Below are 25,096 nucleotides of genomic sequence, written 5' to 3' on the forward strand. Positions count from 1 at the left end.
AGTTTAATTATTAATTTTAATTCTATTTGTTAGCTTTTAAAACAAAGTTATCAATTAAAAAATGAATCTCTTGATTATAGGATCTTAATTCATCACCATTTGCCCACCCTAAAATAGTACCTTGGTTTATAAAGTTACCAGAGAAAGCATAATGAATTAGTTTTGATGGTTCTGGAGCATTTGAGTAAGGTTTTGTTAAATCTGGATGGTTTGTAGATGTTATAAGAGTATTGTTTTTATAAATTTCTAAAGAACCGTATTTAGCCTCATTATCAGCAAGCTTAAGAGAAATTTTGTAATTAGACCAAGTACCCTCACCATCTTCTAAAATTAAGGGATATTCAGAAAGCATTGCATGACCATAGTTATTTTGATCTACTCCAATATAAATAGAGGGGGATGCACCTCCACTATTGTTACCCCACATTTCACTCGAAACACTAATGTTGGCTTTAGATTTACCATAGACCCCAGACCATAAAGCAAATAGTTTATGATTATTTTCAAAATGGTAATAGTTAGAAGGTGTATACATGTCAAATACAATTTCAACTTCGGTAGCATGTATGGGAAGTTTAAAGTCATACTCTGTCCAAGAATCGCCATTTCCTTCACTATTAAAAATATAACTCATTTTCATTACTTTATTATCAGTATTCGTAGGGTCTTCGATGCCATAGTCAACAGATACTCCGTTACCGAGCCAAAATGTATTGTCAATATCTCCCTCAAAATCATCAGTAAAGATAAAATTAGTTTCATCGGATTCATCTTCTACAAGAACCACAGAATCTTCACTTTTACAACAGGTTAAAAAAGCAAGTAAAAACAAGACAATAACTTTTCTGTATATCATAAATTTGCGTTTTTATTAAGTCACTATTTTTTAATGGTACTAAATTAAGTATATAATTACCATATAAAAATTATACGATAGTAGAATTTTGGTTATAATAAGGAGGAATTTAAAATCTAAGGATGATGGAGGTGAGGCTGTTGTATGGTTTGGGGAAATGGAGAATCGTTGAAAGAAACAACATATTTAAAAACCTTAAAGTTTAGCGATGCTAAAGCAGTAAGAAGTTTAAAATTTACTTACTGGAACTAAGGAGCTCCTAAAACTCAATACCTTTGGGTAGATGATATGGTTTTAACTTCTCAAACTCCAGAGAGTAAAGACCGTTTTGGTAACAGTTTTATAGGAATGTAAGTTTCAAATAGCTACACATAAGAATTTCAACTTATGTGTAGCTAAGTACTTATTTTTTTACTCTTTCTGAAGCTTTTTCAACTTTCAGTTTTAAGCCTTCTTTGTAAGCGATAATTTTGTCTAAGACACATTTGTCAGAAGCTCCAATAATTTGTGCGGCTAAAATACCTGCATTTTTTGCTCCGTCTAAAGCTACAGTTGCAACAGGAACACCACCTGGCATTTGAAGAATAGATAAAACAGAATCCCAACCATCAATAGAATTTCTACTTTTTACAGGAACTCCAATTACTGGTAACGGACTCATACTTGCTACCATTCCAGGTAAATGAGCAGCACCCCCAGCACCAGCAACAATAACTTGTACACCACGCTTGTGTGCATTGTTAGCATAATCGAATAATTTTTCAGGAGTTCTGTGTGCAGATACGATATCTACTTCTACTTGAATGTCAAAACTCTCTAAAATATCAATTGCTTCTTGCATAATTGGAAGATCAGAATCGCTTCCCATGATAATTCCTACCATAAATTTATGTTTTTGTCATCTCGAGCCTAGTCGAGAGGTTATTTTGCTATTACCTTAATAGTTTCTTTTACTTGTTGAGCGATTTTTCTCGCTTCATTTATATCTTCATTCACAATAGTTACGTGTCCCATTTTACGGAAAGGCTTTGTTGTCTTTTTTCCGTAGATATGAGGAGTAACTCCGTCAATCTTTAAAATCTCTTCAATGTTTTCGTATACGACATCACCAGTATAACCTTCTGCACCCACTAAATTTACCATAATTCCTGCAACCTTACTTTCGGTACTCCCTAACGGAAGGTTTAAGATACTACGTAAGTGTTGTTCAAATTGACTAGTATAACTTGCTTCAATAGAATAATGTCCTGAATTATGAGTTCTTGGGGCAGCTTCGTTTACTAAGATGTTGTCATCTTTAGTTTGAAACATTTCCACAGCTAACAATCCAACAAAATCAAATTCATCCGCAACTTTTAAAGCAACTTCGCGTGCTTTTTTGGCAACAGCATCTTCAATTCTTGCAGGACAAATAACATATTCTACCTGATTTGCTTCTGGGTGAAATTCCATTTCAACTACCGGGTAGGTCTTAGTTTCTCCACTTGCATTTCTAGCAACAATAACTGCTAATTCATTTTTAAAAGGAACTAGTTTTTCAGAAATGCACTCACCAGTAGGTAGGTTTACTAAATCGTTAATAGCACGAACTATTTTTACTCCATTACCATCGTATCCAAATCGAGCTGATTTCCATACAAAAGGAAAAGTAACAGCTTCGTTACTTATGGCGTGTTTCAACTCTTCTAAGGAAGTAAATCTAGAAAAATCAGCAGTAGGGATGTTATTATCATGATAAAACACCTTTTGATGTGCTTTATTTTGAATAGTTCTTAAGTTTTTAGGCTTCGGAAAAATGGTTAATCCTTCAGCTTCTAAAGCATCTAAAGCATCAATATTTACGTTTTCAATTTCTATGGTTAACAAATCTACTTGTTTTCCAAAATTGTAAACAGTATCATAATCTAATAAATCTCCTTGATGGAATTCGTTACATATTTGAGCGCAAGGAGCGTCAGCGTTTCCGTCTAAAATAACAGTGTAGATGTCAAATTTTTGCGTTTCGGTAAGTAACATTCTTCCTAATTGGCCGCCTCCTAGAACACCCAATTTAAAGTCTGAAGAAAAGTAGTTTTTCACGATAAATGTGTTAATTGTGTTGTTGTTGCTGCAAAAATAAGAATCTAATTGTTAGTACAAATAGTATTAACGAGATATTCTTAACTGATTGTTACTAATAGGAGTAACAAAATACATTAAAGCATTACAACCTTCACCATCTAAAGGAGCACCTCCTGAAAGGTAGTTATACTTTTTATTGTCGCAAGGGCAGGTTATTTCCACTCCGTTGAAAGTCATTAAAGAACTACAGTTTTTTTCAGGGCATTGTTGGTCAAAAGCTCTGTAACCAGAAGTTCCTGTTCTAAAAATAAAAACATTTCTTCCCTGTATCACGTTTTGCGATTCTCCTCCAGGAACTAATAAACCACTAAACTCTGGAAGTGATAAATCAATAATAGCGTTCATTTTTATTCCAGAAAAGCAATTGTTAATAGGAGTGTTATCACTACAGCTAAAACAAATTATCACGAGAAATAAATAAAATATTTTTTTCATTTTTTAGTATAGAAGTTGTTATTGTAACGCAACGAAGTTACAAATATTTTGTACATTTGTAAGACAATCTCATTCCTAAACGGCGTGAGATTTTTAAATTTAACCCACAGGGTTTTAGGAAGAAAAGTTATATGCTTCTTGTAAAACGTTAAGGAAAGTGTATAAAATTTTGTTGATTTTAAAAAGAGAGAAGAGATGAGTAATGTATCATATTATACGGAAGAAGGATTAAAGAAACTTAAAGAAGAATTAGCGCATTTAGAGCAAGTAGAAAGACCACGTGTTTCTCAAGAAATAGCAGATGCTCGTGATAAAGGAGACTTGAGTGAGAATGCAGAATACCACGCTGCAAAAGAAGAGCAATCGTTGCTAGAAACAAAAATTGCAAAACTAAAAAATGTGGTAGCAAACGCTCGTATTATTGATGAAAGTCAGTTAGACACATCAAAAATTTTAATCCACTCAATAGTGAAGATTAAAAATACAGTTAACGGAATGGAGTTTACGTATACGCTAGTAGCAGATAGCGAAAGTGATGTAAGAAACGGAAAGTTATCTGTAAACTCACCAATTGGTAAAGGATTGTTAGGTAAAAAAGTAGGTGATGTTGCCGAAATACAAGTGCCTAACGGAATTATGAAGTTTGAAGTAATGGAGATTTCTCGATAAGAGAAAAAACAAATACAAAAGAGTAAAGATTTATTCGGGTTTTAGCTTCGCTAGAACCCGATTTCTTTTTTACTTTTACTGTAAAATTAAATTAAAAAACATGGCAAGTATTTTTACAAAGATTATAAACGGAGAAATTCCATCGTACAAAATAGCTGAAGATGATAACTTTTTTGCTTTTTTAGATATCAATCCAAATGCAAAAGGACATACGTTAGTAATTCCTAAACGTGAAGAAAATAAACTATTTGATTTATCGAAAGAAGAGTACGACGGATTAATGTCTTTCTCTTACAGAGTAGCCAAAGCGATTGAAAAAACAATTCCGTGCGAACGTGTAGGAATGAGTGTAATTGGTTTAGAAGTACCTCATGTACACGTACACTTAATTCCGTTGCAAACTATGGAGGACATTCGATTTGTAAAGAAAGAAAAGTTAACAAACGAAGAGTTTGTAGCTGTTGCTGAAGGGATTGCTAAGAATTTTGAATAAATAAAAAAGAGCTATGAAAAAGTGGATTAAAGAGGGGATAGCCTGGGGAATAATTATGTTTATAATGATGATTATTGTTTTTCCATGGATTGAAGGAGAAGAAATAACTTTAAAAAGAGTGCTTGTAGGGGGGCTTATATGGGGAGCTGGAGGATTGTTTTATGGATTATTAATGAGTAAAATAAAGGCAGACAGTTAAACCTTATTCAATAAGATTTCAAAAGTAGTTCCTTTTCCTATTTCAGATTTTAATACGTGTATTCTTCCGTTGTGGTAATCCTCAATAATACGTTTAGAGAGAGATAAACCTAGTCCCCAACCACGTTTTTTTGTGGTAAATCCAGGGTTGAATATTTGTGAAAACTGTGTTTTAGGTATCCCTTTACCAGTATCTGAAATTAGGATTTTTACATTTTTAGAGCTTTCACTAATGCTAACTGATAAACTTCCTTTGCCTTGCATAGCATCAATAGCATTTTTAATTAAGTTCTCTATTACCCAACCATATAATTCGGTGTTTAAATTGATTCGGATTTCTTCTGCTTCAGTTGTAAAAGAAAAAGAAATTTGTTTAGAGCTTCTATTTTCTAAATAGTCATAAGCAGTTTTAGTAATCGATACAACGTTGTTGGGTTTTAACTCAGGAAGAGATCCTATTTTAGAAAAGCGATTTGCGATGGTGTTTAAGCGTCTCACATCTTTTTCAATTTCATCAACATAATCACTGCTAACATTTTCAGCACGTAAAATAGCTATCCAACCTAATAAAGAAGAAAGTGGCGTTCCTATTTGATGTGCTGTTTCTTTGGCCATACCTGTCCACAACTTATTTTGTTCAGCAACTTTGTTAGACTTGTACACCATGTAAATAATGGTGAGAAACAAACCTAAAATTAGTACTAAGGCGAGCGGGTAGTACTTAAGTTTGTATAAAAGATCAGAATTTCTGTAGTAAATATGTTCTTTAATACCTAAGTACTCTATAGCAATTGGTTCATTCTGTTTTTTCATAATGTTCAATTGCTGTTGAAGATACTTTGGGTCTGTAGATTTTATAGAATCTAAGTTGTGGAACTGCTTTATCTGTCCATCTTTATCAACCAAAATAGAAGGAATATTCTCTATGGTTTCATAAACTTTGTTTACTAAGTTAAAGTTACCATCTGAATTTGGGTTAGATACCACTTCTTTAATAGCAGTGGCATAAATCTCCATCTTAGCGCGTTCATCCTTTTTAAATTTTTGAAAAAACACGTAAGTATTCCATAAAATAAATAAAACGATAAGTAAGGAAATACTAATTGCAATACGCTTTACCCAATAAGTGTTTCTAAAAAAAGCCATCAATCAAATATAAACTATTCTCTAGAATAACTAAATTTATAAATAGGTAGTATATTTACACTAAAATTATATAGAATGTTATCAATAAACCCTAAAGATATACCAACTTCTAAACTGCATGGATATTTATTAGGAGCTGTAGCTCCAAGACCTATTGCTTTTGCAAGTACTGTAGATGCAGATGGAAACCCAAATTTATCACCATTTAGTTTTTTTAATGTATTTGGGGCAAACCCACCAATTATGATTTTTTCTCCAGCACGTAGTGTAAGAGGAAATAAAACCAAACATACTTTAGACAATGCTGAAGCAACCAGAGAAGTGGTTATTAATATTGTAAATTACGATATTGTTCAGCAAATGTCGTTGAGTAGTACGATGTACCCTAAAGGAGTAAATGAGTTTGTAAAAGCTGGTTTTACAATGTTACCATCAGATGAGGTAAAACCGTTTAGAGTAGCGGAGTCTCCTGTACAATTTGAATGTAAAGTAAAAGATATCATTTATACAGGTGAAGAAGGTGGAGCAGGAAACTTAATTGTGTGTGAGGTAGTAAAATTACATGTAAATGAAGATGTGTTAGCAGAAGATGGTAGTATAGATCAACATAAAATAGATTTAGTAGCCAGAGCAGGAGGAAATTATTATAGTAGAGCTAGAGATGGCTTTTTTGAAATACCAAAACCATTAACTACCTTAGGAATTGGAGTAGACCAAATACCTGCTGAAATAAGAAATAGTAGCGTATTAACAGGAAATAATTTAGGTATGTTAGGTAATGTAGAACAGCTACCTAACGAGGAAGCTGTTAATAACTTTGCGAAAGAACATTCACAATTTGTGGGGGTTTCAACTGAAAAAAAACATACTTTTGCACAAGAGTATTTAAAGAATAATGATGTAGAAAGTGCTTGGAAGGTACTTTTAATTAAATAGATTAGAAATGGAAGTAATAGGGAAAATCAAATTAATTAACGAAACGCAAACATTCGGATCTAATGGATTTAGAAAGCGTGAAATGGTCGTAACTACTGATGAGCAGTACCCACAAATGATAATGATTGAGTTTATTCAAGATAAATGTGATTTATTAAATAATTATCAAGTAGGGCAAGACGTAAAAGTTTCTATTAATTTAAGAGGTAGAGAGTGGATTAACCCACAAGGAGAAGCAAAATACTTCAACTCTGTTCAAGGATGGAGAATTGAAAATTTAGCACAAGCTTCTTCTCAAAACATTCCACCAGCTGACCAATTTGAGCCAGCTCCAGATTTATCTGCAAACGAACCAGATGATTTACCTTTCTAAAAGAATATTTAGAAAACTATGAATACAAAAAGAGCGCTAAATTAGCGCTCTTTTTTTGTTTTGCGGAAAACTACATTTATACTTACGGATATCCCTTTTAATGTATCAAAAGACAGTTATATATTTGTATCATAATCATTCAATAAATAATTATTGATTGAGAAATTTAAGGGGAAAATAAAAACCTTCTGATTTAATTCAGAAGGTTTTTTAATTATATAAGTGTTAGTGGTGTGGTTACTTTTTTGTTGGCTTTTTCTCAGGCATCGGACCTCTTAAATGAATAATTAATCCGTTTAAAAAGTTACGTAAAAACTGATCTCCGCACTCCACATACTTAGGATGATCTTCTTTTCTAAAGATTGCGTTGATTTCCGATTTAGAAACTTTAAAATCTACCAAAGCGCAGATGTCAATAATATCAGTATCTCTTAGTTTATGTGCTACTCGTAGCTTTTTAAAAATATCGTTGTTAGTTAGTCCCATAATTGTTTTAAGTTAATTTACTACTGAAAAAATAGCCCATGCATAAATAGCAAAACGAGCAAAACGAAATAAGCCTACAAAAACAACATTTTTAAAAGGATATTTAATCATACCAGCAGTTAAACAGCTAATGGCAAAAGGTAGTGGTAATAGAGCACCTACCAAAATTAAAAAACCTCCCCATTTACTTGTGTTTTTAAGGTTTTTAGCCATTTTAACCTCTAAATAATTTCTTACAGAGTCAATCTTTAAAGAAGCTCTACCTATAAAATAAGCACACAAACCTCCTAAATAAGATAAGGTAGCTAACAAAGAAATATTTACAATAGGGTCAGCTGTTTTCTTAGACCATGCGATGAAAATCTCTGGCGGAATTAATCCTAAAATTGTTTCCGAAATAAAAAAAGTAACTAAAACTCCAGTTCTAGAAAAAGTTTCGGTCATATGTTGTAAACCATCGTTAATATTATAAACATACTTGTTAAATAATAATATACCAACAACAGCTCCAACAATTGGCCAAAAAGCTTTCTTCAAGCTAATCCAAATGAACATGTAAAAACCAGTGCGATTATAGTAGTTGTGCAAACGTTTATAATGCGGCTTATCTATTTTCTTTTTGTTATTTTTTTTATTCTTTTTACTCATCGCTAAAAAAGCCTCTAATTTTTAGGAATAGCAAAAGTACGAGGTAATTGGAAATTACACCAACAAATATTTGTTAATTATTACAGGTTTGCAATGGCAGCCTCAGCACAACGTTCACCGTCCATTGCGGCCGAAATAATACCACCAGCATAACCACCACCTTCACCACAAGGAAAGAGCCCTTCAATTTGTGGATGTTCAAGGTTTTCTTTTCTTGGAATATTTACGGGTGATGAGGTTCTAGACTCCACTCCAACAATGTTTGCTTCCGCAGTATAATACCCGTGCATCTTTTGTCCGAAAGCCGCAAAACCTTTACGTAATCTGCTTCCAATTAATTTAGGAAGTAATGAGTGTAGCGGAGAAGAATTCAACCCTGGTTGATACGAACAATCATTTAAAGAAGAAGATAATCTACCTTCCACAAAATCGGTTAAACGTTGTGCTGGGGCAACTTGACTTTTTCCGCCTGCGTTAAACGCTAACTTTTCTAAATCTTTTTGATATTGTAAGCCTTTTAAAACTCCGTATTTCTCATACTTTGGTAAGTCTTTGTCAACATTAATTTCAACTACAATACCAGAGTTGGCAAACTTGTTATTACGACGCGAAGGCGACATTCCGTTTACCACCACTTCACCATTGGCAGTTGCCGCAGGAACAATGAATCCACCAGGACACATACAGAATGAATACACACCACGGTTTCCAACTTGATGTACTAAACTATACGCAGCAGCAGGCAATAACTCATCACGTTGACCTGAACAACTATATTGAATTTGATCAATAATTTCTTGCGGATGCTCTACACGAACCCCCATAGCAAACGATTTCACTTTTAGCAAAATGTCTTTTTTATGCAATAACTCGTATATATCTCTTGCAGAATGCCCAGTAGCCAAAACAACAGCATTAACAGCCATTTCAGTCCCGTTTTGTAGTTGTATAGCCTGTAGTTTATTGTTTTTAACGATAAAATCGGTCACACGGGTTTCAAAATGAACTTCACCACCATGTTTTAAAATCGTTTCGCGAATGTTTTGAATAATCTTCGGAAGTTTGTTCGTTCCTATGTGCGGATGCGCATCTACCAAAATTTGATCGGTAGCACCGTGATATACTAAATTTTCAAATATTTTACGAACATCACCGCGCTTTAAACTACGGGTGTATAACTTTCCGTCAGAATACGTTCCAGCACCACCTTCACCAAAACAATAGTTAGAATCTGGATTTACTTCATGAAATTGGTTAATGGCACGTAAATCTCTACGACGATCTTGTACATTTTTACCACGTTCTAATACGATAGGTTTATACCCTAGTTCAATACAACGAAGCGCTGCATACATTCCCGCAGGACCAAAACCTACAATATGAATTTCTTTCGCATTCGATACATCTTTATATTCAAAAATATAATCAGGAGTATCAGGTTGCGGTTCGTTAACGTATACCGCTACTTTATAATTAAAAATAACTTCTTTTTTACGTGCATCAATCGATTTACGTAACACCTTTACGCTAGTAATATCAGCAATACTAATACCTAGCTTTTTAGCAGCTTTTAGCTGTAATATATTGTCTTTGCGTTCTTCTACTAGATTAACACGTAATTGAAGTTCTTTAACCATACTGCAAAACTAGTTAAAATAAGATTCAGTCTATTTAATTATTTTAGCAAATCAAACCCTATACTATGAAAATTACGCAGGTTATAGAAAATGTTTTTAAAAAATATTTACCCTCACCTTTTACCATCGCCATATTATTAACACTGGTAACTCTTTTACTAGCGCTGTTTTTTACAAAACCAGAAGAAAGCTCAGTAGTAAACTATTCTTTAGAGGTGTTACAATTTTGGGAAAACGGAATTTGGTCTAACGGATTACTTGTTTTTGCCTATCAAATGATGTTGATTTTGGTTTTAGGGCATGTATTGGTGTTGAGTAAGCCTGTGAGTAATTTAATTTTAAAAGTAACAAAATTCTGTACAAACACAGCAAACAGTGCAGCTATTGTAAGTTGTACTACTATGTTGGTGGCATTCTTTAATTGGGGGTTAGGGCTCATCTTTGGAGCTTTGTTGGCACGTAAAGTAGCAGAACATGCGCAACAACACAATATCAAACTAAATTACCCAATTATTGGAGCGGCGGGTTATATGGGATTGATGGTTTGGCATGGTGGAATTTCAGGTTCTGCACCCATAAAAATTAACGAAAGCGGACATATTAAAAGTATTATGAAATCGGTTTCTTCGGATGAGGTTTTAGCTCAAATACCAGATGTGATTGATTATTCTCAAACGATTTTTAGTTGGTGGAATTTGCTGATTTTTTTCGTGGTAGTAGCTGCAGTATCGGCAACCTTTTATTTTTTAGGAAAGAAAGCAGCTCCTACAGCGATTAATTTACCAGAATATAAAATGCATACTGATGAAAAGGTTAGTACCCAAGCAGAAAAACTAGATAGTTCTCAATGGTTAGCCATTGCTTTTGGTGTGTTGATTTTAGTGGCGTTTGGTTATTGTTATTGGGCAGACATTCTGCAGTTAAAAATTACACCTAACCTAATTAACTTTTTTATGTTAGGGTTAGGAATTATGCTACACGGAAGTTTTAAAAAGTTTACCAACGCTGTAGGGGAATCGATTAGTGATGTATCTGGAATTTTAATTCAGTTTCCGTTGTATTTTGGTATTATGGGGGTGATGAAAAGTACGGGAATGGTTACTTTAATTTCTGATTTTTTTGTGTCGATAGCAACCGCAACTACCTTACCCATATTTACTTTTTTTAGTGCTGGTTTGGTCAATATTTTTGTGCCGAGTGGAGGAGGGCAATGGGTTGTACAAGGTCCTATTGTGGTAGAAAGTGCATTAAAATTAGGGGTTCCGTTACCTAAGGCAATTATGGCACTAGCATACGGAGACCAAATAACTAACATGTTACAGCCTTTTTGGGCATTACCCTTATTAGGAATTACAAAACTAAAAGCAAAAGAAATTTTACCCTATACGTTAATTGCAATGGTGGTAGGTAGCGTAATTTATTTGTTAGGACTTACCTTGTTTTAAGAGTTTATTGAGGAAACGTCAGCGCGTCACGCTGATGGTTCCGTTGTGTTGAGGAAATGCCAGCGCGTCACGCTGATGATTCCGTTGTGTTGAGGAAACGCCAGCGCGTCACGCTGATGGCTCCGTTGTGTTGAGGAAACGTCAGCGAGCTTCGCTGATGGTTTCGTTGCGTTGAGAAAACGTCAGCGAGCTTCGCTGAAGGTTCCGTTGTGTTGAGGAAACGCCAGCGAGCTTCGCTGATGGTTTCGTTGTGTTGAGGAAACGCCAGCGAACTTCGCTGATGGTTTCGTTGTGTTGAGGAAACGCCAGCGAACTTCGCTGATGGCGACTATACCACGTTTTTATTAATAAAACTTTTATGTTGAATTCACGGATATAGTATTTTTGTAAAAAAGAATGTAACGAATGATTTGGCTTTCTGAAAAAATAGAGTTTCCTCCGTATGAGTTGGCTACTGATGATGGTTTATTGGCTTTGGGCGGTGATTTATCGGTTGAACGATTGGTGTATGCCTACCAACATGGAATTTTTCCATGGTTTAATGAGGGGGAGCCGATTGTTTGGTATTCTCCGTGGGAGCGTATGGTGTTGTTTCCTGAGGAGGTGAAGATTTCTAAATCGATGAAACAGGTATTGAAAAAAGGTGGTTTTACCGTAACAGAAAACAAGGCTTTTGACGATGTTATTTTTAATTGCCGACACATCAATCGTTTTGATCAATTAGGTACTTGGATTACCGATGAAATGGAAGATGCTTACATAAACCTTCACGATAAAGGCTATGCAAAATCTATTGAGGTATGGGTGGACGATAAATTGGTGGCAGGTTTGTACGGAGTAGATTTAGGAAACGGAGTGTTTTGTGGCGAGAGTATGTTTAGCAAAGTAAGTAATATGAGCAAAGTAGCTTTTATCCATTTAGCACAAAAAGGAGGTTACAAACTCATCGATTGCCAAGTGTATAACGACCATTTAGCAAGTTTAGGCGCGAGAGAAATTCCTAGAGAGGAGTTTTTGAGGTTGTTATGAATGATATTTAGTTTTCAAATTTTTTATTTTTATTTTCTTCAACAATACAATTATTATAAACAGAAAACCAATAGATAGAATTAATTTCCAAGAGTTATTGTAGTATTTGTTAACTTCTGATACTTTTAAATAAATTAAACCATCTGGAGATCGAATATCAAAACAATCAATATCACGATTGATTTTCTCTCTTGTAGTTCTTTCTTTTCTAACTAAAATTATTAGTGGTTCTCCTTTTTTTAATGATAGAAATTTTTCTTTGTTATTAATATTGTCATAAGAATAACCCTCAATGTCAAATTCAAATGGATGTGTTTTTAATTTGAATCGAATATTATTGTCTCCCATATTTCCACAATCTTCACATAATTCAGGTTTTTTTTCTAATATTCCTGCGATTTGTTTAAGTTCGGTTTCATTTATTTTTTCAGGGTTTAGAAACAAATACAATGCTCCGATAAATAATATAATTATTACTATTAAATCATTTTTTAGTTCCTTAGTCATGTGTATGGACAAAATTGGTTACAACGGTCTTGTATAACCGTTAGTTACGGGTTAAATTAGCGTTTATTTTTGGTTTAGCACAGACGTTAGCAATTCCGAGTGGATTCGACTACGTCCGAATCCGTTGTAACTGTGGTTATACATTGTTAGCAGTAGTTTTTTATTCATAAGTGACTTAAATTCAATTCTATTTTATTGTTTAAAGTATCTACTTTGAAATAAAACGGTTCAGCTCTATTTATTTCGTCGTAATTATGTTCAAAATCAAATCCGTTGTCGTATTTTTTCCACGAACCTTTATCCGATTCCAATTCCGCACTGTTAAGAATTTGCTCTAAAATATTTTTCTCATCAGATTCTTTGTATTTAATTGTCAGTCCAATAGAATAATCAGAGTTAAAAGCTCCTTCTGTATGTTCGATAAGATTTTCCAAAACCTCAAAATCCTGAGGAATAATCAAGTCTGTTTTTTCTTTAATCAATGGTTCAATTCTATCTAAAACTAATTCTCCGTCAGGTTTGTTCATTATTCCAGTAAACAGATAAGTCATAAACCCCAAGAATAAAAAAGGTGTTCCCAAAATTGATAATTGTAAAAATCCAATTATTATTTTTCCTTTGAATAATTGCCAAACCGATGAAATTAGCAGTACAGCCCCAAAAAAAACGAGAGAATAAAATCCAAATTCAGTATTTGGTAGAATTGCTCCACTAATGAAAAGAACGATAGAAATTCCGAAAAGCAATATCGGAATCCACCATTTTGTAACTAAGTATTTCTTTAAAATTTCGGTCATTTCAAATTACTAGCAACTTGTTTATATAACTGCTTTTAGTGTTTTTACACTAACGAAATAGAGGTATAATAGCACTTTTTTATCCAAATATAAAAAAATAAAAAGAGTATAATAAATACATTTAGGTATAGGGGGTAAGAAATCCCTAGAGAGGAGTTTTTGAAGTGGTTGTAGAATTTTGTTTGAATATGGAGAGTTATGTGTTTGAAGATGCATTGTTAGAGTGGACAAAGAATATATCAAACACACAACCCAATAGATTATTTAATATAATTAGTTTCTATATAATGTTGGAGTTTTATATTTCTTTTTTTCTTCTGTAGCGATTTTGAATTATTTGATTTAAATATGTTTTAGTTCCAACTAGTTCAAAGTTTAATTTATTAGAAAGTTCTCCAAATAAAGAAGATCCACCACCTAATAAAATAGGAATAGTTGTAAGAACCATTTCGTCAATTAGGTCCTCTTTTAAAAAGTTTTGAATAGTGGTCCCCCCGTCTATATATAATCGGCTAAATCCTTTTTTATGAATATGATTTAAAACTTCCGTTAAAGTTCCTTTAATTAGAAAAGCTTTTTCTTTATGGCTTTGAGGAATTTTTTTAAGTTTATTACTTAGTACAAATACTGGTTTGTCATATGGCCATTCGACATCAAAACCAAGAACAGTTTCAAAAGTTGTACGCCCCATAACAAGTGCATCAATTTCCTTATTAAATTCCATATACCCCATATCATTATTATTTGGGTTAGGAATACAGTGTAGCCAGTCTAAATTGCCATTTTTATCTGCAATGTAACCATCTAAACTTGTTGCAATAAATACTTTATTTATTTTATCCATAATTATCGTTTGAAAATTTCAAGTGCAAAATTCATATAGTTTTTGAAGAAAAAATTGTACAAAATTTACCTTTGATTAGATTTTAAATATTTTTTAGGACTATAGCCACAAAATTTTTTAAAAGTCTTAATAAAATGCGATTGATCATAAAATCCAGAACTCAAACCAACTTGAGTTAAATTATAAGTTTTGTTATTCTGAATTAACTGGATAGCCTTATTAATTTTTTTAAGTTTAAAATATTGATTAGGAGTTATTTTATAATGTTCTTTAAATTTTTGAGTAAAGGTTTTTTGAGAAATATCAATTGATAGATTAAAATCTTTAATTACTCCATTATGTATGTTTTTTTTTGAAATATATTCTTCATACTTTATTAGATTTGAATTCATTTGATGTTTACTAAAGAGATTTACTAAATGAGATTCTAATTTTATAAAATTTGGTGTTTTACAATCAAAAAGAGATTCGTAAATGATTTCAGAGAGGTGTTCAAAATCTTGAGTTCCTAATTTATCTATAAGATAACTATAGCAAAAAGGTTTCAAAATGAAACCAACGCAGTTATAAGTCCCTGATACTTTGGTTTTAAAAGGTTCTGTTTTTAATCCTGAGATTATTTGATGGACAAATTTGCTTTTGAAACTTTCGATATTTTGCCCTTCAACTTGAAATATATCACCATAATTAAATATTAGTTCTGTAAACAAAGGAGCATAATGGTTAGATTCAATATTTAATTCAGGAGCTTGTCCAATCCATATAAAATCTACAAATTGATTAAGTGGTGCATTTGGTCTATGTTTTTTTTCAGAAATCAAATCTAGTTTTGAGTTTTTATATGAATAATAAGATATATAAACTGAAATTTTGCATACATATAACTATATGTAGACTATTTTACTTAACTAAAAACAAAAATACGGTAAATGATTGATTAATAGTGTTTTTAGTTGGTTTGATAAGAGTCTGTTTTAAAGACGCTTATTTAGTATTATAGGTTTTAAACAGCTCTAACTGGACCTGTAAGCGGAGTTTGAGCAGGTTTGGCTATTCCGTAAACCACTACGACCCCAGAACCGCCACCCCAAGTAGAATAAGCAGGGTCGGGTTTTGCTTCCATCACCGTTTGAGGTAGGTTCCAGTTATTGGCACACCAAAGATTTCCTGCTTGGTCAACTACTACATCGGTCAGCATTTGTATACTCCCCGAATGGATGGTGTGAATTACCTCTCCTGTAGTAAAATCTTCGGTTCGCCCAGTTGGTGAAGCACCCGCCATAAACGATACGCCTCTTCCCATAAAATTGGCAACCCAAACATCATCGTTACCATCAATGGATACTCCCCAAGGAGCATTTAGTTCACCATCTCCGTAAGGTGTTAAATTAGATTTGTGGGTAATTTTATCAATTGTGTCTATAGGTGTAGCATCTGCAGGAATCATAAAAACGGATCCTGTTTTATTCTTACGACCCACTGTTTGTTGTAAGTGCGGATACCCAAGCGCAAATCCTTCAATAATAGAAACGCCATCTGTAGTAGTGGTATGAGGGAAGTCTGGACTTGTATTGCAGGCTACCCAACAATTTCCTTTGGAGTCCAAAGCAACTCCACGTCCGCCACCAGCAAGTATAAAGCGTTCTACAGGTCTGTTTTTTTCATTTGGAGCATAACGAACTAGCGATACACCGTTGGTATTACTAATCCATACACGATTGTTAGCATCTATCGAAGCAGCAAACGGAGCAGAAAGCGCTTCATTAAGTTTTTCATTTACAACAACTCTACCTCTGGTAAGATCTCCGTCAGGAAAATGAAGCATGATGTTAGATGAGGTTCCAACAATCCAAATATCACCGTTTGGAGCTACTCCAATACCTTGTAAACCTCCAATTTCATTTAAAGCTTCCGCTATATGTTCTGGAACTTTTTCAACGACAGGTGAACCGTCTTCTAGTTTATACACACCAATAGAACCATTAAAACTCGTTACCCAGCAAGTACCGTCTTTGGTAACAGTCGTACCCCAACCAGCACCATCAACGCCCATTCCGGTATAACCCGTAACAGGTGGAGATAGTAATTTACCAGTAGAGTCCAATTTTACAAGTCCGCCCCCGATACCTTGATACACGCCATTTTGTGCTCCTGGCATCCAGTTTAACCCCGTCCATAAGTTTCCTTCTTTGTCAAGAGATAGTTTTCCAGGAGCACAGATTCCTCCTTGACCGAAAGCTAAAATCATAGCGAAATCCTCAGGAGCAAAACTTAAATAAGGCACAAAAGGAGCATTGCGTCGACTTGTAGGAACTTTGCTGTTAGGTTTGGCAGGGAAACCATCTTCTGGTGATGGATAGGCTTTGTCAAAAAGATGAAATAAATCCGCTGGATATAACCAAGGCGATTGGGCGACACCAATCATAGCTTCGGCAGTATTTTGTGGTTTTTTACCTCCTAGTGGTGTTGTATACTTCATGAAGTTTTCCTTCCAATTGTATCCTTCAACCTCTACCGTGCCGTAGGCTGTGATTAACGCTGCTAATGTATTTAATCGAGCCAGTGTTTCGTTTTGTGTAATATTGAAAGGATCCGTTAATACCTCACCATACGTTCCTGTTACAGGATTGATAAGGTTAGGAGTGTTTTTAGCGGCAATTCTTATTCCGTGTAGATTCCCAGTTAACTGAAGTCCGTTAAAAAACTGAGCACAGGTAAAAGCAGAGGCTACGGTTGTTAACTCGTTTATGATAACTCCATTTTTTGTAATCTCTTCTTCAAAATTAGGTGACAGTACAGAGAGTAGCATTACTTTAGAGTTTTGCAGTTCAGCAGTAATATAGAGAACAGTATCTTTTGATTTAGGGGTTGCTTTTATGGTGAACCTTCCTTTTGTTTCTGGAGCAATGATATGCTCACCAATTGCTTCTTTATTATTTGCCTCCCACAATTTTACAATTGCAGTGACCTTATTAGATTGGTTAAACGATACATTTCCTTTAATAGTGGTTTGATTAGACATAGCTTTAGTTAGTTTTGATGTTGATAAAAAGTTTTATAATTGATTATTTTAAGTAGTAGTTATTACTTAGTAACCGTTGTTGTGTGTAGTTTTTTGCTAACCTTTTGTGTGATAGTTAACAAGTAATCCAGACTATATCTTATTGCATTAACAGAAAAGACTTGTTATAGCAATAAAATAGTTAGTGGATTTCTAACACATGAATTTAATAGCAGAATTATCTTCTAAAGTTACTAATAACTAGTTTGTATAGATACAATTGATGCTTTTACACTTTAATAATAGGGTATAAAAGTGCTTTTTTTAAGTATAAAAAAGTGAAAGCTGTAGTAGCTAAATTAATAGTGTTTTTGGTTTGTGAAGTTTATTGTAGGTTTTTGTTACTCCACTCCATTATCATAGTTAAATTTTCTTTTAAAGATTTCCCTTTTTCAGTTAGGCTATATTCAACTTTAGGCGGTATTACAGGATATACTTTCCTATTTACTATGTTTAATTTTTCGAGGTCTTTTAATTGTTGAGACAACATTTTTTGGCTAATCCCATCAATAGCTTTATCTAGTTCGTTAAATCTCATTACCTCATTTAAAAGTAAAAGCCAAATGATTACTGGTTTCCACTTACCCCCAATTTGTTCCATAAATAGGGTTATTGGACATTCTTTAGCCTGTTGATATTTTTTTTCAATTATTTTTTCTTCTGTTTTCATATAAAAGTACATTTTTCCGACTTGTAGGTCAGTTACTTACTAAAAGGTAAGTACTTGTCAAATGTAAAGTTATTCGTCAATTTTGCAAAAAAAACACATGATGAATAACAAAATTATAGTAATTACAGGAGGAACATCAGGTATTGGTTTTGCTTGTGCAGCATATTTATTAAATTTAAACTATAGAGTAATAATAACAGGGAGAACAAAAGAAAATTTAGATAAAGCTGTTGCTGATTTAGGAAATAATTCGGTAGGTATTTTATCAGACACATCTTCATTAGTTGAGATTGATAATTTAGTAGCTAAGGTTAAAAATGAGTTTGGAAAAATTGATGGATTGTTTGTGAATGCAGGTATTTTTAAAGCTTCTACTTTTGAAGAAACTTCTGAACAATTGTTTGATGAAACAATGAACATCAATTTTAAAGGAGCTTTTTTTACGGTTCAAAAATTCATTCCAATTCTTAAGAATCCTTCAAGTGTTGTTTTAAATACTTCTGTTGTTGTTTTTAAATCTTTTTCTAATACAAGCGTATATACTGCTAGTAAAGCAGCTTTGGAAAGTATAGCGAGGGTTTTAAATATAGAGCTTGCAGATAAAGGAATTAGAGTGAATGTTGTGAGCCCTGGGGTTACAGAAAGTCCAATTCAGAAAAAGTCAGGAATGAGTGATGAGGCTATTGATAATCTTTTAGAACATTTTTCAAGTACTTCTCCTATTGGTAGAATTGTTCAACCAACTGATATTGCTCCAATTGTTGAGTTTCTACTTTCAGATAAATCACAAGTTTTAAGAAATGAGAAGATTATTGTTGATGGTGGAACCACACTTTAATTTTTAATACAAATAATTGCTTATGAAAGAGTATACATAAATGGGCTTGATAGCCCATTTATATTGTTTATGGGGAATGTTTCTGATGTGAAATACATTTTTATGCTGTTATCTTTAAAATAGTTTCGGTACCCGAGTTGGTTAATTTAATAGTAGCGGTACTAGCTTTAGATGGAGTTTCTGTTGGGTACCAATTTCGGTTCGTTTTAACTATGATTAATAGTCCGTTGTCATCACCAAGGGCAGTGAATGTTTCACTGTTATGATTTTTTTCAAATAAATGGAGTCCGTAAGTGTCAATCAAATACTTTCCATATATATCAGGACGGTCTTTTACAATTCCAAACTCGCTTATGTTTAAAATTTGATTGCTATTGAACTGTTCTGTAGTGGCATTGTCTAAATCGTGTCGAGCAATAAACTCTAATATGTTTCCGTCAACATCATAAAAATATACTGAATTGGCGTTCCAGTTCTCGAAGTTAGTAATCAGTACCTCGTTTTCTTTTTTTACGAATTCAAACTTGTCTGCAGACCATTCGATGGCTTCTTGTAACTTATTTTCGGGGATGTTAAAAGCCAAGTGATAGTCGGGTGAAGGGTTTTTAGAATCTTCTATGAATTTTAAATAGGAAGTACCAATTTTAATACGAATTGATTTATTGTCACTCTGCATAGTTGGAAGTTCCAAGACATTTGCATAAAAATCTTTGATTGGTTTTATATCAATTGTTTTTAGTTCAATTTCGTTTAGTGTCATCTTGGTAGTTTTTAAGCTTAGAGTTAATTTTAATTAAGTAAAAGCATGATGTTTTACCATTCTCTGATGTTTCCTTGATGCCAAAAATATCCACTCTTAGAGTTGTTAGTTATTAAGTCTCTAACATCTTTTGCAACATCGTTAGGTTTTCTAGATGCTTCATTTCCTCCCATATCGGTTTGGGTCCATCCAGGATCAAGAGCAGAAACAATTATTTGTTGTTTTTCGAGTCTTTTAGCTAATAGCTTTGTGTACATATTTAAAGCAGCTTTAGACATTTTATAATGAGGTTGAAACTCATCAAAATTCTTTTCACTAAATGAACCCCAATCAGATGTAATGTTAACTATTTGTCCTTCTTTTTTAAAGTTAGGAATTAATTTTTCAGTTAATTCAATTGTTCCAAATAAATTTACATTAAACGTTTGTTTTAATTGTTCGATGTTTATGGATGCATCGTTCCAGTTTTCTAGTAAGATTCCGGCATTGTTAATAAGAAAATCAATCTTGGTATTTTTAATCTTTTTGATAAAATCATCTATGGAATCACTTTCAGAAAGATTTAGTTGAAGGACTTCAAAATTTGATTTTGTAATTGGAGAATTTCCTGAAGTAGAGGTTCCAATAATTTTATAGTTGAGGTTTTCAGTTAACAGATTGGCAATAGCAAATCCAATTCCTCTACTGCACCCAGTTATTATTCCAGTTTTCATAATCGGTTATATTTTATACAGTGTTAGCGTATCAAACCTATTGAAAAATACACCAATTAAGGAGGTAATAGCATAGTTATTTTATAGCTTTTCATAGTTTTTAATTATGAATACTATCTACAAAAGAGTTGTATAGTTGCTTTGATGATTGGTTTTATTAGGTGCTGAGAGTAAAAGACTCTCAATAGCATATTGAGAGTCTTTGTAGTTATTAATCAACTTTTTTAAATACCAATAAGGTTTTATCAGGATTCAAAAGTGTTAATCGGTTATTACCAATTGTGTAAGAGATGGTGCTTGCTAGGGCTTTTGTAAACTCTTGTTCTTTTTCATTTCCTTTAGTACATAACATTTCTGTTGAAGCAATGTTGGTAAATCGAATTCTCTCTCTTTCAGAAAAAAGTTTACCAGTGATCCTGTTACAGCCTGAAGTTCCCATAAAGGTATTCTTACCAGAATTTATTTCTATATATGGCAATTCTTTACCAAAATCGTCTTTGCTAACTTTTGTGCCATTTAACTCTTCTAATGCCCAAATATCGTGTAATCGATAATTGGTGATGTATTCTCCGCATCCTTCTAAGGTAGTAAACTCCTTATCCTTTCCTTTTTTGTAATTTACGGTCACTGAATAAGGGAATGATTTACCCGACATAGCATTGATACATTCCATTTGACTAATTTGAATGCGAACCTCAGCTAATTCGGTGTGTAAATTATACATTTTTACATTACTGTCTTGTGCATAAATAGGTTCTGTATGCGGTGTTAGAATAGAATCTGAATTATGAAGTGTTTTTAGTTTAATCATCTTGTCAGAAATAGTCAAGCTCCAAAAAGGTTCAACTCCATGCGCTTTGAAATAAGCATCTGTTATTGTGTTTTTAGTAGTAACAGAAGAAGCTTTTGGAATTGAATCGGTAGTAGTAACGGTTTTTTCTTCAGGAGTTTTCTTCTCTTTCTTATTTGAGCATGCTGAAATTACTAGGCAAGCACTTAGTAGTATTGGTATAAGGTTTTTCATGTTTTATTTAGTTTTTTTAAATCGCATCATTGGTACATCATCAATCATTAGGTTAAGCTTACCTTCAGCATCAATGTTATACTTATTAATTTTTTTTATTGTTTTTAAAAACACTTGTTCACCTTGCCCACAAAACATTAAAGTAGTAGGCCCTGGTTGGCCAAAAGAAATTGAGTTAGCTTCTAAAGTGTATGGTGCTGAATATCCATTACAGCTATTATTACCTTCAACTCTTTGTTTTTCTTTGTTAAAAGTTATTTGAGGCTTTTTATTAGGGTATAATCCTTGAAAAGCAATTCGAGGCCCTGAAATATACTCAAGTTCCCATTTAGACTCATAAAGTTTATCGCTATTCATGTTTTTTACTGAAGAGCAAGAGAAAGAAATCATAGCAAATACAAATAGTGTTAAGAAAATATTTTTTTTCATTATTAGTGGTTTATAGTTTTATTGATTTTAGTTTTTTTCCTACAAATATTAAAAAGCTCATAAGAATGAGTGATACGATAAGTATTATTGAAATATTAATTATTGATTGTTGAAAACCAATTTTTGAAACATTAAGAAAAGGGTACGGATAAAAGCCTGAAAATTCACCTCTAAGCATAATACAAACTATATAAATTATTGGATACGCTAACCAAGGTAAGATTGGTTTTAACTTAAAGTTACTGGATTCAGCATACAATAACCAATAAATTAACATATAAAAGGGAATTAAAGTATGTAATAATTCATCAACTATTAGTTGTAATCCTGTGGGATTCCATGTAGCTCGAAGTATGATTTGATATACGAGTCCGACAATTAAAATAAAGGAGGTAATGGCTGTTAAAGCTCCTTTTTTGTTAAATATACTAAGGTTTTTTGTAATCTTATTGGTAAAGTATAAAGCTACAAGTGTGTTGGTTAGAATGGTAAAAAAGCTAAAAAAACGAATAATTGTTTCAGGTATATCTGTTTGTCTGTTTAAAATCATTAAAACAAATTGAGTCATAACCGCAAACCAAGTGATACACGAACCAATAATTTCAATTTTCCTTTTCATTTAAAGTATTTATTTATCAGTGTTTTAAATATACTGATTTATTTTAAACAATGAGTTGATGCCTAATACGTTGAGAAATTCAGTATGGATATTTCTATCGTATGTTACCTGATCGTTTAGAAGTGTTTGTACGGGCATCCATCTGCCTATTATTTGTTCTTCTATGTTCTTTGAGTTTGGTATGTCATCAATAACTTTATTATTGTCTTTGGAGCAAGAGAAAAAAGATCCGATGGTTATTAAAAGGAGTGGTTGCTTCTTTATCACTTTTAGGGCTTATACATTTTAAAATAGATGTACAAAGTGTGAAAAGGTTGCGTAGAAAACTCACTAATAAATAAGCTGTTTTTTTGATAAAAAAAACTCACAATACCTAAGTGTTGTGAGTTTTTAAATAGAAAAAAGCTTATTGTTATTTTAATACAGTAAATTCTATACTAGAGTCGGTAAATACAGAATGTGTTTGTGTTTTAAAATCTTTTTCGTCTGCCTTATAAATATTGTTTACATAGGTTTGCGGATTCAAATCGATTAAAGGAAACCAAGTGCTTTGCACTTGTATTTGAACTTTGTGCCCTTTTTTAAACGTATGGAAAACATCTTGTAGCTTAATATTTACTGTTGTTTTCTTATTTGGTGTAAAAGGTTCTGGATTTGAAAAACTATTTCTAAAACGTCCACGCATTACCTCGCTACGCACCATTAAATGGTAGTTGCTTAGTTTTAAATGTGGTTGCATTTCTTTGTTGTCATTTTTTAAATCAGCAGGGTGTACATCAACAACCTTAACAATCCAATCGGCTGCAGAACCTGTGGTAGCTACTTGTAGTTTTGCTAAAATATCACCAGCAAGTGTGAAATCTTCAGTTAATACTTCTGTTTCATATACCAATACATCAGGTCTACGTGCAGCAAAACGCTGATCGTCTGTCATATATTTACGCGGAGTAAATACCGTTTTAATATCTTCTGAATAAGGAACAGGACGTTTAACATCACTAATAAAACTAACTTTATCTATTCCTTTTTGGGTTGCTGTTAATTCTTGGTTTTCTGAAAGGAAAAATGTTTGTTTTTGAGCATTTTTTGGTGGCCATGCATCGTATGATTTCCACGCTTTTTTACCTGTATCAAAAACATAAGCTTCTGGTAATCCAGAATTTTTAGTACCATCACCTTTTAAGAAGTGATTAAAGAATTTTGTTTCTACTTCTTTTTGGAATTTTAAAGAGATTGAATCTCCAAAGTAGTAGTTACCAACTTTGTTAGCTACTTTATTTCTAGACCATCCGCCATGATCCCAAGGTCCAAAAACAATTGTATTATAATTGTTTGGTTGATTTTTTTCAATGTTTTTGTAGGTTTCCAATGGACCATATAAGTCTTCAGCATCAAATTCACCTCCAACAATCATCGTCGCTACAGTAGATGGAACCTTATCTAAATGTTGAATGATTCCTTTACTTTGCCATACTGAGTCGTAATTAGGGTGCTCTACAATTTCTTTCCAAAAGAAATCATCAATACGCTCTTTATTTTCAACAACTTTGGTGTCTAATTTGTCGTACTGAAAATATTCGTTTAAGTTTTTTAATGGTCCTTTGTCTAAGAAAAACTGATATTGATCTTGAGTTTTCATATCAGGGAAAGAGTACCAAGCAGAATCGGTAGGTTGATCTTTATAAGTTCCAAATAAAGAAATAGCTTTAAAGTAGCTTAATAAGAAGGCTCCGTTATGATGGAAATCATCGAAAAAGAAATCTCCAATACAAGCTTGTGGTGAAGCAGCTTTTAAAGCTGGATGTGCATCAATAGTTGAAACAGTAGCGTAGTGACCAGGATATGAAATTCCCCATGTACCTACTTTACCATTATTATTTGCTACGTTGTTAACTAGCCAATCGATAGTGTCATAGGTATCGGTAGTTTCATCGGCTTGTTTTTCTGTTTTATTAGGAATGTAAGCACGCATGTTGTCGTATACTCCTTCACTCATCCAACGTCCGCGAACATCTTGGTATACAATAATGTTTCCTTCTTTCATTAAAACTGGATTAGGACCAATTTTTTTTCTGAATTTATCTTCTCCATAAGGTTGACAACTATACGGAGTACGTTGTAATAAAATAGGGTAGGTTTTACTAGTATCTTTTGGTGAATAGATGGTGGCATGTAGCTTCACGCCGTCTCTCATTGTAATTTTTACCTCTTTTTTAGTGTAGTGGTCTTTAACGTAAGTGTTTTCTGTCTTTTCAGCTTTTTTTGCCGTTGTTTTCTTAGTACAACTAGCAAATGAAACTGCAATTATAAATAATAGAACTAAGTTTTTTTTCATTGTAGTTTTTTAGTAGATGGAAGGTAA

The 25,096-nt window shown here is 33.0% G+C and carries 29 protein-coding genes; 8 read left to right on the forward strand and 21 right to left on the reverse strand.

The genetic code is table 11. The annotated features are described in order from the left end of the window. Nucleotides 1–22 precede the first annotated feature (22 nt). The 4 genes from ACKTTR_RS03250 to ACKTTR_RS03265 all read right to left on the reverse strand — a co-directional run bounded on the left by ACKTTR_RS03250 (nucleotide 23) and on the right by ACKTTR_RS03265 (nucleotide 3,322). On the reverse strand, nucleotides 23–856 hold the full coding sequence (locus tag ACKTTR_RS03250) for a hypothetical protein (RefSeq protein ID WP_408026503.1): 834 nt from the start codon (nucleotides 854–856) through the stop codon (nucleotides 23–25). A 403-nt stretch (nucleotides 857–1,259) separates the two neighbouring features. Beyond that, entirely contained in the window at nucleotides 1,260–1,739 is a 480-nt protein-coding gene (gene purE, locus ACKTTR_RS03255; protein WP_099215934.1) for a 5-(carboxyamino)imidazole ribonucleotide mutase, read from the reverse strand. Between the two features lie 38 nt (nucleotides 1,740–1,777). After that, complete coding sequence (locus tag ACKTTR_RS03260) at nucleotides 1,778–2,935, reverse strand: 5-(carboxyamino)imidazole ribonucleotide synthase (protein WP_408026504.1); 1,158 nt, start codon at nucleotides 2,933–2,935, stop codon at nucleotides 1,778–1,780. 66 nt (nucleotides 2,936–3,001) lie between these two features. Further along, nucleotides 3,002–3,322, reverse strand: a complete 321-nt coding sequence (locus ACKTTR_RS03265) for a Rieske 2Fe-2S domain-containing protein (protein WP_408026505.1) — start codon at nucleotides 3,320–3,322, stop codon at nucleotides 3,002–3,004. A 285-nt stretch (nucleotides 3,323–3,607) separates the two neighbouring features. On the opposite strand from ACKTTR_RS03265, the gene greA reads away from it, so the two are divergent. The 3 genes from greA to ACKTTR_RS03280 all read left to right on the forward strand — a co-directional run bounded on the left by greA (nucleotide 3,608) and on the right by ACKTTR_RS03280 (nucleotide 4,773). Continuing rightward, a complete protein-coding gene (gene greA / locus ACKTTR_RS03270; RefSeq protein ID WP_047788513.1) occupies nucleotides 3,608–4,081 on the forward strand; it encodes a transcription elongation factor GreA in 474 nt (157 codons plus the stop codon). A 100-nt stretch (nucleotides 4,082–4,181) separates the two neighbouring features. Next, on the forward strand, nucleotides 4,182–4,574 hold the full coding sequence (locus tag ACKTTR_RS03275) for an HIT family protein (RefSeq protein ID WP_408026506.1): 393 nt from the start codon (nucleotides 4,182–4,184) through the stop codon (nucleotides 4,572–4,574). A 13-nt stretch (nucleotides 4,575–4,587) separates the two neighbouring features. After that, a complete protein-coding gene (locus ACKTTR_RS03280) occupies nucleotides 4,588–4,773 on the forward strand; it encodes a hypothetical protein (RefSeq protein WP_408026507.1) in 186 nt (61 codons plus the stop codon). Here the strand turns inward: ACKTTR_RS03280 and ACKTTR_RS03285 are convergent. After that, nucleotides 4,770–5,918 (reverse strand): sensor histidine kinase, encoded by a 1,149-nt coding sequence (locus ACKTTR_RS03285; protein ID WP_408026508.1) that lies wholly within the window; start codon nucleotides 5,916–5,918, stop codon nucleotides 4,770–4,772. The genes ACKTTR_RS03280 and ACKTTR_RS03285 overlap by 4 nt on opposite strands. A gap of 75 nt (nucleotides 5,919–5,993) precedes the next feature. Here ACKTTR_RS03285 and ACKTTR_RS03290 point away from each other — a divergent pair, with 75 nt between their 5' ends. Both ACKTTR_RS03290 and ACKTTR_RS03295 read left to right on the forward strand, forming a co-directional pair. Beyond that, nucleotides 5,994–6,854: a flavin reductase family protein gene (locus ACKTTR_RS03290; RefSeq protein ID WP_408026509.1), complete on the forward strand. Its 861-nt coding sequence runs from the start codon at nucleotides 5,994–5,996 to the stop codon at nucleotides 6,852–6,854. Nucleotides 6,855–6,861: 7 nt separating this feature from the next. Beyond that, nucleotides 6,862–7,227 (forward strand): DUF3127 domain-containing protein, encoded by a 366-nt coding sequence (locus tag ACKTTR_RS03295; protein ID WP_408026510.1) that lies wholly within the window; start codon nucleotides 6,862–6,864, stop codon nucleotides 7,225–7,227. 237 nt (nucleotides 7,228–7,464) lie between these two features. On the opposite strand, the gene ACKTTR_RS03300 is transcribed toward ACKTTR_RS03295, so the two are convergent. The 3 genes from ACKTTR_RS03300 to ACKTTR_RS03310 form a co-directional block, all read right to left on the reverse strand. After that, entirely contained in the window at nucleotides 7,465–7,713 is a 249-nt protein-coding gene (locus ACKTTR_RS03300) for a DUF1456 family protein (protein ID WP_408026511.1), read from the reverse strand. Nucleotides 7,714–7,725: 12 nt separating this feature from the next. Further along, nucleotides 7,726–8,361 carry a YqaA family protein gene (locus tag ACKTTR_RS03305; RefSeq protein ID WP_121146097.1) on the reverse strand — a complete coding sequence of 212 codons (636 nt, stop codon included), beginning with the start codon at nucleotides 8,359–8,361 and terminating at the stop codon, nucleotides 7,726–7,728. Between the two features lie 80 nt (nucleotides 8,362–8,441). After that, nucleotides 8,442–9,998, reverse strand: coding sequence for an NAD(P)/FAD-dependent oxidoreductase (locus tag ACKTTR_RS03310; protein WP_408026512.1), 1,557 nt, complete (start codon nucleotides 9,996–9,998; stop codon nucleotides 8,442–8,444). A 65-nt stretch (nucleotides 9,999–10,063) separates the two neighbouring features. On the opposite strand from ACKTTR_RS03310, the gene ACKTTR_RS03315 reads away from it, so the two are divergent. Together ACKTTR_RS03315 and aat are read left to right on the forward strand one after the other, a co-directional pair. Next, nucleotides 10,064–11,443 carry a short-chain fatty acid transporter gene (locus ACKTTR_RS03315; protein WP_408026513.1) on the forward strand — a complete coding sequence of 460 codons (1,380 nt, stop codon included), beginning with the start codon at nucleotides 10,064–10,066 and terminating at the stop codon, nucleotides 11,441–11,443. A 405-nt stretch (nucleotides 11,444–11,848) separates the two neighbouring features. Next, nucleotides 11,849–12,472: a leucyl/phenylalanyl-tRNA--protein transferase gene (gene aat / locus ACKTTR_RS03320; RefSeq protein ID WP_408026514.1), complete on the forward strand. Its 624-nt coding sequence runs from the start codon at nucleotides 11,849–11,851 to the stop codon at nucleotides 12,470–12,472. On the opposite strand, the gene ACKTTR_RS03325 is transcribed toward aat, so the two are convergent. The 6 genes from ACKTTR_RS03325 to ACKTTR_RS03350 all read right to left on the reverse strand — a co-directional run bounded on the left by ACKTTR_RS03325 (nucleotide 12,467) and on the right by ACKTTR_RS03350 (nucleotide 18,351). Continuing rightward, nucleotides 12,467–12,979 (reverse strand): hypothetical protein, encoded by a 513-nt coding sequence (locus ACKTTR_RS03325; RefSeq protein ID WP_408026515.1) that lies wholly within the window; start codon nucleotides 12,977–12,979, stop codon nucleotides 12,467–12,469. The genes aat and ACKTTR_RS03325 overlap by 6 nt on opposite strands. 164 nt (nucleotides 12,980–13,143) lie before the next feature. Further along, nucleotides 13,144–13,776, reverse strand: coding sequence for a hypothetical protein (locus ACKTTR_RS03330; protein ID WP_408026516.1), 633 nt, complete (start codon nucleotides 13,774–13,776; stop codon nucleotides 13,144–13,146). 298 nt (nucleotides 13,777–14,074) lie between these two features. Further along, the gene (locus tag ACKTTR_RS03335; protein WP_408026517.1) at nucleotides 14,075–14,620 is read right to left on the reverse strand and encodes a dihydrofolate reductase family protein; all 546 of its coding nucleotides are present in this window, start codon (nucleotides 14,618–14,620) and stop codon (nucleotides 14,075–14,077) included. Between the two features lie 65 nt (nucleotides 14,621–14,685). Then, on the reverse strand, nucleotides 14,686–15,441 hold the full coding sequence (locus tag ACKTTR_RS03340) for a helix-turn-helix domain-containing protein (RefSeq protein ID WP_408026518.1): 756 nt from the start codon (nucleotides 15,439–15,441) through the stop codon (nucleotides 14,686–14,688). Nucleotides 15,442–15,623: 182 nt separating this feature from the next. Next, the gene (locus ACKTTR_RS03345) at nucleotides 15,624–17,642 is read right to left on the reverse strand and encodes an NHL repeat-containing protein (RefSeq protein ID WP_408026519.1); all 2,019 of its coding nucleotides are present in this window, start codon (nucleotides 17,640–17,642) and stop codon (nucleotides 15,624–15,626) included. A 364-nt stretch (nucleotides 17,643–18,006) separates the two neighbouring features. Beyond that, nucleotides 18,007–18,351, reverse strand: a complete 345-nt coding sequence (locus ACKTTR_RS03350) for a winged helix-turn-helix transcriptional regulator (protein ID WP_408026520.1) — start codon at nucleotides 18,349–18,351, stop codon at nucleotides 18,007–18,009. Nucleotides 18,352–18,451: 100 nt separating this feature from the next. Here ACKTTR_RS03350 and ACKTTR_RS03355 point away from each other — a divergent pair, with 100 nt between their 5' ends. After that, on the forward strand, nucleotides 18,452–19,189 hold the full coding sequence (locus tag ACKTTR_RS03355) for an SDR family oxidoreductase (RefSeq protein WP_408026521.1): 738 nt from the start codon (nucleotides 18,452–18,454) through the stop codon (nucleotides 19,187–19,189). Between the two features lie 100 nt (nucleotides 19,190–19,289). Here ACKTTR_RS03355 and ACKTTR_RS03360 read toward each other — a convergent pair whose 3' ends face one another. The 7 genes from ACKTTR_RS03360 to ACKTTR_RS03390 form a co-directional block, all read right to left on the reverse strand. Next, nucleotides 19,290–19,949 carry a VOC family protein gene (locus tag ACKTTR_RS03360; protein ID WP_408026522.1) on the reverse strand — a complete coding sequence of 220 codons (660 nt, stop codon included), beginning with the start codon at nucleotides 19,947–19,949 and terminating at the stop codon, nucleotides 19,290–19,292. Between the two features lie 53 nt (nucleotides 19,950–20,002). After that, entirely contained in the window at nucleotides 20,003–20,662 is a 660-nt protein-coding gene (locus ACKTTR_RS03365) for an SDR family NAD(P)-dependent oxidoreductase (RefSeq protein ID WP_408026523.1), read from the reverse strand. Nucleotides 20,663–20,873: 211 nt separating this feature from the next. After that, a complete protein-coding gene (locus tag ACKTTR_RS03370; RefSeq protein WP_408026524.1) occupies nucleotides 20,874–21,686 on the reverse strand; it encodes an META domain-containing protein in 813 nt (270 codons plus the stop codon). Between the two features lie 3 nt (nucleotides 21,687–21,689). After that, nucleotides 21,690–22,115: an META domain-containing protein gene (locus ACKTTR_RS03375; RefSeq protein ID WP_408026525.1), complete on the reverse strand. Its 426-nt coding sequence runs from the start codon at nucleotides 22,113–22,115 to the stop codon at nucleotides 21,690–21,692. Nucleotides 22,116–22,125: 10 nt separating this feature from the next. After that, the gene (locus ACKTTR_RS03380) at nucleotides 22,126–22,734 is read right to left on the reverse strand and encodes a Pr6Pr family membrane protein (protein ID WP_408026526.1); all 609 of its coding nucleotides are present in this window, start codon (nucleotides 22,732–22,734) and stop codon (nucleotides 22,126–22,128) included. 24 nt (nucleotides 22,735–22,758) lie between these two features. Further along, nucleotides 22,759–23,001: a hypothetical protein gene (locus ACKTTR_RS03385; RefSeq protein ID WP_408026527.1), complete on the reverse strand. Its 243-nt coding sequence runs from the start codon at nucleotides 22,999–23,001 to the stop codon at nucleotides 22,759–22,761. 145 nt (nucleotides 23,002–23,146) lie between these two features. Beyond that, nucleotides 23,147–25,069: a CocE/NonD family hydrolase gene (locus tag ACKTTR_RS03390; RefSeq protein ID WP_408026528.1), complete on the reverse strand. Its 1,923-nt coding sequence runs from the start codon at nucleotides 25,067–25,069 to the stop codon at nucleotides 23,147–23,149. Nucleotides 25,070–25,096: the final 27 nt, after the last annotated feature.

It is taken from the genome of Tenacibaculum litoreum (genome assembly GCF_964513915.1).
Lineage (GTDB): Bacteria > Bacteroidota > Bacteroidia > Flavobacteriales > Flavobacteriaceae > Polaribacter > Polaribacter litoreum.

Coding starts and splice junctions, on each gene's coding strand:
- ACKTTR_RS03250 (WP_408026503.1), bottom strand. CDS start 856: ATGATATACAGAAAAGTTATTGTCTTGTTTTTACTTGCTTTTTTAACC.
- purE (WP_099215934.1), bottom strand. CDS start 1,739: ATGGTAGGAATTATCATGGGAAGCGATTCTGATCTTCCAATTATGCAA.
- ACKTTR_RS03265 (WP_408026505.1), bottom strand. CDS start 3,322: ATGAACGCTATTATTGATTTATCACTTCCAGAGTTTAGTGGTTTATTA.
- greA (WP_047788513.1), top strand. CDS start 3,608: ATGAGTAATGTATCATATTATACGGAAGAAGGATTAAAGAAACTTAAA.
- ACKTTR_RS03275 (WP_408026506.1), top strand. CDS start 4,182: ATGGCAAGTATTTTTACAAAGATTATAAACGGAGAAATTCCATCGTAC.
- ACKTTR_RS03280 (WP_408026507.1), top strand. CDS start 4,588: ATGAAAAAGTGGATTAAAGAGGGGATAGCCTGGGGAATAATTATGTTT.
- ACKTTR_RS03285 (WP_408026508.1), bottom strand. CDS start 5,918: ATGGCTTTTTTTAGAAACACTTATTGGGTAAAGCGTATTGCAATTAGT.
- ACKTTR_RS03290 (WP_408026509.1), top strand. CDS start 5,994: ATGTTATCAATAAACCCTAAAGATATACCAACTTCTAAACTGCATGGA.
- ACKTTR_RS03295 (WP_408026510.1), top strand. CDS start 6,862: ATGGAAGTAATAGGGAAAATCAAATTAATTAACGAAACGCAAACATTC.
- ACKTTR_RS03300 (WP_408026511.1), bottom strand. CDS start 7,713: ATGGGACTAACTAACAACGATATTTTTAAAAAGCTACGAGTAGCACAT.
- ACKTTR_RS03305 (WP_121146097.1), bottom strand. CDS start 8,361: ATGAGTAAAAAGAATAAAAAAAATAACAAAAAGAAAATAGATAAGCCG.
- ACKTTR_RS03310 (WP_408026512.1), bottom strand. CDS start 9,998: ATGGTTAAAGAACTTCAATTACGTGTTAATCTAGTAGAAGAACGCAAA.
- ACKTTR_RS03315 (WP_408026513.1), top strand. CDS start 10,064: ATGAAAATTACGCAGGTTATAGAAAATGTTTTTAAAAAATATTTACCC.
- aat (WP_408026514.1), top strand. CDS start 11,849: ATGATTTGGCTTTCTGAAAAAATAGAGTTTCCTCCGTATGAGTTGGCT.
- ACKTTR_RS03325 (WP_408026515.1), bottom strand. CDS start 12,979: ATGACTAAGGAACTAAAAAATGATTTAATAGTAATAATTATATTATTT.
- ACKTTR_RS03330 (WP_408026516.1), bottom strand. CDS start 13,776: ATGACCGAAATTTTAAAGAAATACTTAGTTACAAAATGGTGGATTCCG.
- ACKTTR_RS03335 (WP_408026517.1), bottom strand. CDS start 14,620: ATGGATAAAATAAATAAAGTATTTATTGCAACAAGTTTAGATGGTTAC.
- ACKTTR_RS03345 (WP_408026519.1), bottom strand. CDS start 17,642: ATGTCTAATCAAACCACTATTAAAGGAAATGTATCGTTTAACCAATCT.
- ACKTTR_RS03350 (WP_408026520.1), bottom strand. CDS start 18,351: ATGAAAACAGAAGAAAAAATAATTGAAAAAAAATATCAACAGGCTAAA.
- ACKTTR_RS03355 (WP_408026521.1), top strand. CDS start 18,452: ATGAATAACAAAATTATAGTAATTACAGGAGGAACATCAGGTATTGGT.
- ACKTTR_RS03360 (WP_408026522.1), bottom strand. CDS start 19,949: ATGACACTAAACGAAATTGAACTAAAAACAATTGATATAAAACCAATC.
- ACKTTR_RS03365 (WP_408026523.1), bottom strand. CDS start 20,662: ATGAAAACTGGAATAATAACTGGGTGCAGTAGAGGAATTGGATTTGCT.
- ACKTTR_RS03370 (WP_408026524.1), bottom strand. CDS start 21,686: ATGAAAAACCTTATACCAATACTACTAAGTGCTTGCCTAGTAATTTCA.
- ACKTTR_RS03375 (WP_408026525.1), bottom strand. CDS start 22,115: ATGAAAAAAAATATTTTCTTAACACTATTTGTATTTGCTATGATTTCT.
- ACKTTR_RS03380 (WP_408026526.1), bottom strand. CDS start 22,734: ATGAAAAGGAAAATTGAAATTATTGGTTCGTGTATCACTTGGTTTGCG.
- ACKTTR_RS03390 (WP_408026528.1), bottom strand. CDS start 25,069: ATGAAAAAAAACTTAGTTCTATTATTTATAATTGCAGTTTCATTTGCT.